Origin of the sequence: Rugamonas violacea (assembly GCF_016461825.1) — a bacterium.
Classification (GTDB): Bacteria; Pseudomonadota; Gammaproteobacteria; order Burkholderiales; family Burkholderiaceae_D; genus Rugamonas.
In genome coordinates, this window is record NZ_JAEMNU010000068.1 from 7,181 (window position 1) to 14,181 (window position 7,001).

Below are 7,001 nucleotides of genomic sequence, written 5' to 3' on the forward strand. Positions count from 1 at the left end.
CCCCGCCGCCGCCCCGATCGACCTGCTGGCGGCGGCCCTGGCGGAGACGCTCGGGGTGCCCGGCGCCACGCTGGAACGCGAACTGCCGTTCGCCGAACTGGGGCTCGATTCGCTCGGCGTGCAAATGTTCGCGCTGCGTGTCGGCGCCGACTTCGGCATCCGCCTGCGCTCCGAGGAACTGTTCGAGTTCTTCACGCTTGAGCTGCTGGCGCAGGCCGTCGCCGCGCGCCTGAGCAGCGCCGCCAGCCGCGCCGCCTAAGGAGTCCCGATGCAAGCGATCAGCGATATCTGCATCATCGGCGGCGGCATCAGCGGACTGTATCTGGCCCACCAGCTGAAACAAAGCCAACCCGGCCTGCGCATCCAGTTGTTCGAAGCGCTGGAGGCGGTGGGCGGACGGGTACAGACCGAGCCGATGCTCGACGGCCAGTTCCGCGCCGAGTTCGGCGCCGTGCGCATCGAACCGGACCTGCAGCCCTTGATGGACCGTTTTGTGCAAGAGCTGGGGATCGCCGTCACCCCGATCCTCTCGCACGAGGCCGGGTCGGCGATCCTGCCGGCGGCCGAGCGTCTGACGGCGGCCGAGCGCGCGGTGCTCGAACGCGCCGCCGGCGGCGACGCCGCCTGGGCGCTGTTGTGGTACGGCATCGAGCAAGCCATCGGCGATCAGTGGGACTTCGCCGGCGACCGGCTCGACCGGCCGGGCCGCGCCGCCGACAAGGCCGGTTTGCGCCGCGACGCGCGCTTTGCCGGGCGCCCCCTGTATCAACAAGGCATGTGGAATGTGCTGGCCGATGTGCTGAGCCACGAGGCGGTCGAGTTCGCGCGCGAAAAAGGCGCCTTCTACAACTTCAAGAACCAGAATCCCAACGCCGCCGACTGGATCTGCCAACTGCTCGACATGCGGCTGATGCAGCGTCCCTCGTACATCCCGCAAGGCGGCATGCAGGCGCTGGTCGACGCCGCCGAGCAGGCGGTGCGCGGCGCCGGCGTCGAGATCCACCTGCGCCACCAGCTCGACGCCATCGTCGAACGCGACGACGGCGACCTCGATCTGCGGCTGCGCCATGGCGACGCCGGCGCAACGGTGCGCACCCGGCGCGTGATCCTGGCCCTGCCGCGCCGCGCGCTCGAAGCGCTGGCGCCCTCGCTGCCGGCGCCGGTGCTGGCCTGCCTGGACGCGGTGCTGTGCTTCCCCATCGTCTGGGCCTCGTGCGTGATGGCCGATCCATGGTGGGGCCCCGACACGGCGCCCGGCAGCGGCGAAGGCGCCAGCATCCGCGCCGCGCATTTCGAATCCCATCCCGCCACCCCCGGGGCCTACGGACTGGCGATGTTTTACAACGACGACCCGTGGTGCCACTACTGGGCCAACCTGGCCGAGCAACCGGGCGCCCGCTTCCCCCACAAAAACCGGCCGGTGCGCAGCGCCGACCCGCGTCTGCGCCTGGCCCTGGAGCGCACCCTGCAACAGACCTTCGGCCGCGACGACGTGCCGCGGCTGCTCGAATGGGGCTTGTGCGACTGGAGCGCGGCGCCGTTCGGCGCCGGCGTGCACTTTTGGAAACCGGGCCGCGATTCGGCACAGGTCATGGCCACGCTGGCCGCCTTCGCGCTGGGCGCGGACGGCCGGGCGCCGCAGGTGCACATCTGCGGCGAGGCCTATTCCGACTTCCAGGGCTTCTTCGAGGGCGCGCTGCGCTCGGCCCAGCGCGTGCTGCAGCTGCTGCCGCACGCCGCCACACCATCCCACCACCAAGGATTCCACGATGTCTGCAACTGAACCCTCCACCGGCGACATCGCCATCGTCGGCATGGCGTGCGAGCTGCCGGGCCGGGCCGACTCGCTGGCCGGCTTCGAACAGGTGCTGATGCACGGCATCGACGCCACCGGCGCCCTGCCGGCCGAGCGCTTCGACGCCGCCACGCTGGCCGGCCTGCCGGCCAGCGCGCGCCACGGCGGCTACCTGGGCCGCTCGCCCTGGCTGTTCGACGCCGGCTGCTTCGGCATCGCCCCCAAGGAGGCGATGTACATGGACCCGCAACACCGCCTGCTGCTCGAATGCGGCTACCACGCCGTCGAAGACGCCGACCTCGATCCGGCCAGCCTGCGCGGCAGCCAGTGCGGCGTGTACGTCGGCGTCAGCACCAGCGATTTCGGCCGCCGCATGGCCGCCAGCGGCGACTACAACGGCTTCCTCAGCCGTGGCGCGCTGGGCAGCATGGCGGCCGGACGGCTGTCCTACCATTTCGGTCTCGAAGGCCCCAGCCTGGTGGTCGACACCGCCTGCTCGTCCTCGCTGGTGGCCTTGCACCAGGCCGTCTCGGCCTTGCGCGAGGGGCGCTGCACGATGGCCATCGTGGCCGGCGTCTCGCTGATCCTGGCGCACGACTACAGCGCCGACCTGGCCGCCGCCGGCATGCTGGCGGCCGACGGCCGTTGCAAGCCCTTCACCCGCCACGCCGACGGCTTCGCCCGCGGCGAGGGCGTCGGCGCCATCGTGCTGATGAGCGCGGCGGCGGCGGCCGAGCGCGGCCTGCGGGTCTACGCCCACGTGCTGGGCAGCGCCATCAACAGCGACGGCCGCAGCAACGGCATCACCGCGCCATCGAAGACGGCGCAGCGGCGGGTCATCGAACAGGCCTTGCAGAGCGCCCGGCTGACGCCGGGGCAGGTGTCGCACATCGAAAGCCACGGCACCGGCACCGAGCTGGGCGACCGCATCGAGCTGGCGGCGCTGGGCGAGGTCTTCGGCCAGCGCGACACGCCGCTGTTCGTCGGCGCCGCCAAGGCCAACATCGCCCATTGCGAAGGCGCGGCGGGCATCGCCGGCGTCATCAAGATGGCGCTGTGCCTGCACCGTCGACGCATCGCGCCGCATTGTTTCGCCGGCGATATCGACGCCGACATCACCAGCGCCGTGCCGAGCATGGTGCTGCCGCCGCAGGCGCTGGCCTGGCCCGGCGAGACGCGCCGCATCGGCGGCGTCAGCGGCTTCGGCATGAGCGGCAGCAACGCCCACGTCCTGCTCGGCGAAGCCGGGCCGGCGCCGGCCGCCACGGCCGCCACGGCCGATACTGCCCTGCTGCTGCAACTGTCGGCCAGAAGCACCGTCGCGCTGAGCGCCATGGCCGGCCGCTACGCCGACCTGCTGGAGCGGCCCGACGCCGCGCCGGCCGCCGCCATCTGCCATGACGCGCTGTTCCACCGCCAGCTGTGGAGCCAGGCCCGCCTGTCGGTCAGCGGCGCCAACCCGGCCGAGCTGGCCGCGCAGCTGCGCCGGCGCCTGGCCGTGCCGCTGCGCCAGCGCCCGGCCACGGCCAGGGTCGCGCTGGTCTTCACCGGCCAAGGCAGCCAGTACACCAACATGGCGCGCCAGCTGCACCGGGACAACGCCTTGTTCCGTTCGCTGCTGGCGCCGCTGGCCGCCCGCCTCGACGGCATCGCCGACGACGGCGTCGGCCTGCTCGAACGGATATTTGTCGGCGATGCCGGGCAGCGCCAGCCGAGCGGGCGCGACCGCCAACGCACCGCCCAGCTGTCCTTGTTCCTGGTCGGGTACGCGCTGGCCGAATTCTGGCGCGCGCTGGGCCTGCGGCCGGTGGCCGTGCTGGGCCACAGCGTCGGCGAGTACGCCGCCGCCTGCGTGGCCGGCGTGATGAGCTTCGAGACCGCCGCGCGCCTGCTGCTGGCCAGGGCCGACGCGATGGAGGCGGCCTGCGCCGACAGCGACGGCGCCATGCTGGCCATCGCCGCCACGCCGCAACAACTGGCGCCGCTGCTGGCGCGCGTCAATGGCGCCGAGCCGGCGCTGTGGATCGCCGTGCGCAACGGTCCGCAATCGCTGGTGGTGGCGGGCCGTGGCCCGGCGCTGGCGCAACTGGCGCTGGCCGCCGCCGACGCCGGCTTGGTCTGCACGCCGCTGGCCACCCGGGGCGCCTTCCACACCCCGCTGATGGCGGCGGCGGCCGCACGCTTCGCCGCCGCCTGCGCCGCCTTGCAGCCGGAGCTGCGCGCAGCCGACGGCGCGGTGCGGTTTTACAGTTCGGTGCAAAGCGACGATCCGGCCGCGCTGGACCGCACGGTGGCCGCAACCGGCTATTGGGTCGGCCAGATCCAGGCGCCGGTCGACTTTGCCGGCGCCATCGCGCGCCTGTTGGCGGACGCCCCCGACATGGTGCTGGAGATCGGTCCGCGCGCCGTGCTCAGCCCGTTGACGGCGGCCGCCGCGCGCCTGGCCGGCCGCGCCATCCCCTGCTGGCCCAGCCTCGACTTCCACAACCCCGACGAGCATGCCGTGCTGCGCGCGTTGGGCGGCCTGAGCGAGCACGGCGCGCTCGATCCGCGCGCCGCGCTGCAGCGCCTCGGCGCCGCCGCGGCGGACACGCCGGCACGCGGCGACCTGCCCTTGTACCCGTTCCAGCGCGAGCACATCCAGCCGGCCTCGTGGCCGCTCAGCGGCCTGTCCCACCTGGGCGGCGCCGTCGCGCCGGCCGGCCCGCCGGTGGCGGCGCTGGCGGTGCGCCATGAACTGAGCCTTGATCCGCAGTCCGGCGAAACCTGGCTGCAACAGCATGTGATCGACGGCGTCGCCGTGCTGCCCGGCATGTACTACCTGTCCAGCGCGCTGGAGCTGGCGCGCCGCTGGCTGCAGTCCGGCCACGGCGGGCCGGCGCGGCAGTTGACCGTGCACGCCCTGCTGATCCATCAACCGTTGCCGCTGGCGGCCGACGCAACCACGCAGCTGACGGTCGAACTCAGCGGTCCCGACGCCGAACAGTCCTATTTGCTGCGCTACAGCGCGCCCGCCCAGGCGCGGCCGCTGCACGCCGAAGTGCGCGCCGGCTGGCGCGACGCGGCCCCGGCCGCCGACCTGGTGCGCCCGCCGGCCGACGCGGTGTGGCAGGACGCGGCGCCGTTCTACCAGCGCTACCGCGCCCACGGCGTCGCCTACGGGCCGCTGTTCCAGCGGGTGCAGGCCAGCCACCGGGTCTCGGCGCAGGAAATCTGGTGCCGCATCCTGCCGCCGGACGAGCAAGCGGCCGTGCTGCCGCTGTGCCACGCCGCCCTGCTCGACAATTGCCTGCAAACGCTGGGCATCTGCGCCGGCGATCCGGCCCATGCCTACGTGCCGGTGTCGGTCGGCAGCGCCTGGCTCGACCCGGCCGCCGCCTGGAGCGGCCCGCTCTTCTGCCACGCCGTTTTGCGGCCGGCGCCGGCCGGCTTCCTGGACGGCGAGCTGACACTGTATTGCGCGCAGGGCCGCTGCCTGGGCGTGCTGAGCGAGGTCAGTTGCGCCGGCGTGGCCGCGTCGGCGCTGCAACGCAAGTCGCCGCTGCACACGGTCGACTGGGTCGCGCACGGCGCGCTGGCCGACCTGGCGGCGGCGCCGCCGGGCGGCGAAGACTGGCTGCTGGCCGCGCCGGCCGGTAGCCCGCTGCCGGCGCCCTGCGCGCAATGGCTGGAGGCGGCCGGCGTCGGCACGCGCACCGCGCATTGGGATGCCGACGGCCGCCTGCATGGCGCCCAGCCGGCGGCCACGCCGCTGCGCACCATCCTGATCCTGGCCGATGCGGCCGAGGCGCAGGCGGCCGCGCCGGCCGAACTGGCGCTACGGGTGCGTACCTGGCGCCTGGCGCTGCAGGACATACTCGACAGCCAACCCGGACAGCCGCTGCAGCTGTGCATCGCCGAGTTGAGCGGCGATGCGGCCGGCGGCCAGGCCGCGCAGACCTGGCGCGCCCTCTGGCAGGCGCTGGCGACCAGCCTGCGCAGCGAACTGCCCGAGCTCGACGTCAGCTGGCTGGACACCGACGCCGCCGGCGCGCCAACCGTTGCCGCCGCCCGCGCCGTGCGGGCGCAGCCGGCGGGCTTCGCCAACGGCGCCATCGCCACCAGCCTGTGGCGGCTGCGCGGCGGCCGGTTGGCGCGCCGCCAGACCGTGCGCCTGAACGACATGGCCGACGGCGACCTCCCTTGCTGCCGCGCCGACGGCACCTACTGGGTCAGCGGCCCCTTCGGCGGCATCGGCCGCCAGCTGGTCGACTATCTGGTGCAACGCGCCGGTTGCCGCAGCCTGGTGCTGATCGCCCGCGCCGCGCCGTCGGACGAACAGCGCGGCTGGCTCAAGGAACTGGCGGCGCACGGCGTCGCGCTGCAACTGCTGCAGGCCGACCTGGCCGACGCCGACGCCGCCAACGCCGCGCTGGCCGCCTGCACGGCGCCCATGCACGGCCTGTTCCACCTGGCCGGCGCCTTGGCCGACCGGGCGATCGGCGACACCGACGCGGCGCAGCTGCAACAGGTGCTGGCCGCCAAACTGGGCGGCGCCTGGCTGCTGCACCGGCACGCCGCCGGCCACGCGGAACTTGAATACTTCGTGCTGTTCTCCTCGCTGGCCGCGCTGGTCGAGTCGCCGGGCCAACTGAGTTATGCGGCCGCCAACGCCGGGCTGCAGCAACTGGCGGCGCTGCGCCAGCGCGAAGGTCTGCCCGCCACGGTCATCGACTGGGGGCCCTGGGCCGACGTCGGCATGATGCGCACGCTGGCGCCGGCGCGGCGTTCGCGCGCGCTGCGCCAGTTGCAGCCGATGCCGCCCGCGCGCGCCTGCGCCACGCTCGGCGCGCTGCTGGCCGGCGCCGGCGGCCGGGGCCATTGTGGCCACTACGCCTTGTACGAGCTGGCGCCCGTCGCGCCGGCCCGCCCGGCCGCCGCGCCCGCCGCCACGGCGAACACGGCGAACACGGACAATACGGACAACACGGCCGACAACGGCGACGTCTTGGGCCGGTTGATCGCCACCGAAACCGGCCACGCCGCCGCCGCGCTGGACGACCAGGCCACGCTCGAACAACTCGGCCTCGACTCCGTCGGCCTGATCCGCATCCGCAGCGAGCTGCAGAGCCGCCTGGGAATCAGCATTCCTGTCGCGCTGCTGCTGGCCGGCGGCACGCTCGGCGAACTGCGGCAACGCCTGCCGGGCCTGACGCCGGCCGCCGCC

General features: G+C 73.8%; 3 protein-coding genes. All 3 read left to right on the forward strand.

The genetic code is table 11. From position 1 onward, the window contains the following. The coding region (locus tag H7U20_RS13090) for an acyl carrier protein (protein ID WP_199759594.1) at window positions 1–259 on the forward strand (259 nt) is incomplete at its 5' end. Window positions 260–268: 9 nt separating this feature from the next. Further along, window positions 269–1,783 (forward strand): flavin monoamine oxidase family protein, encoded by a 1,515-nt coding sequence (locus tag H7U20_RS13095; protein WP_199759595.1) that lies wholly within the window; start codon window positions 269–271, stop codon window positions 1,781–1,783. After that, a partial coding sequence (locus H7U20_RS13100; RefSeq protein WP_199759596.1) for a type I polyketide synthase occupies window positions 1,770–7,001 on the forward strand: 5,232 nt, incomplete at its 3' end. The genes H7U20_RS13095 and H7U20_RS13100, both read left to right, overlap by 14 nt.

Excerpts from the sequence above, each read along its gene's own strand:
- H7U20_RS13095 (WP_199759595.1), top strand. The coding sequence starts at position 269 with ATGCAAGCGATCAGCGATATCTGCATCATCGGCGGCGGCATCAGCGGA.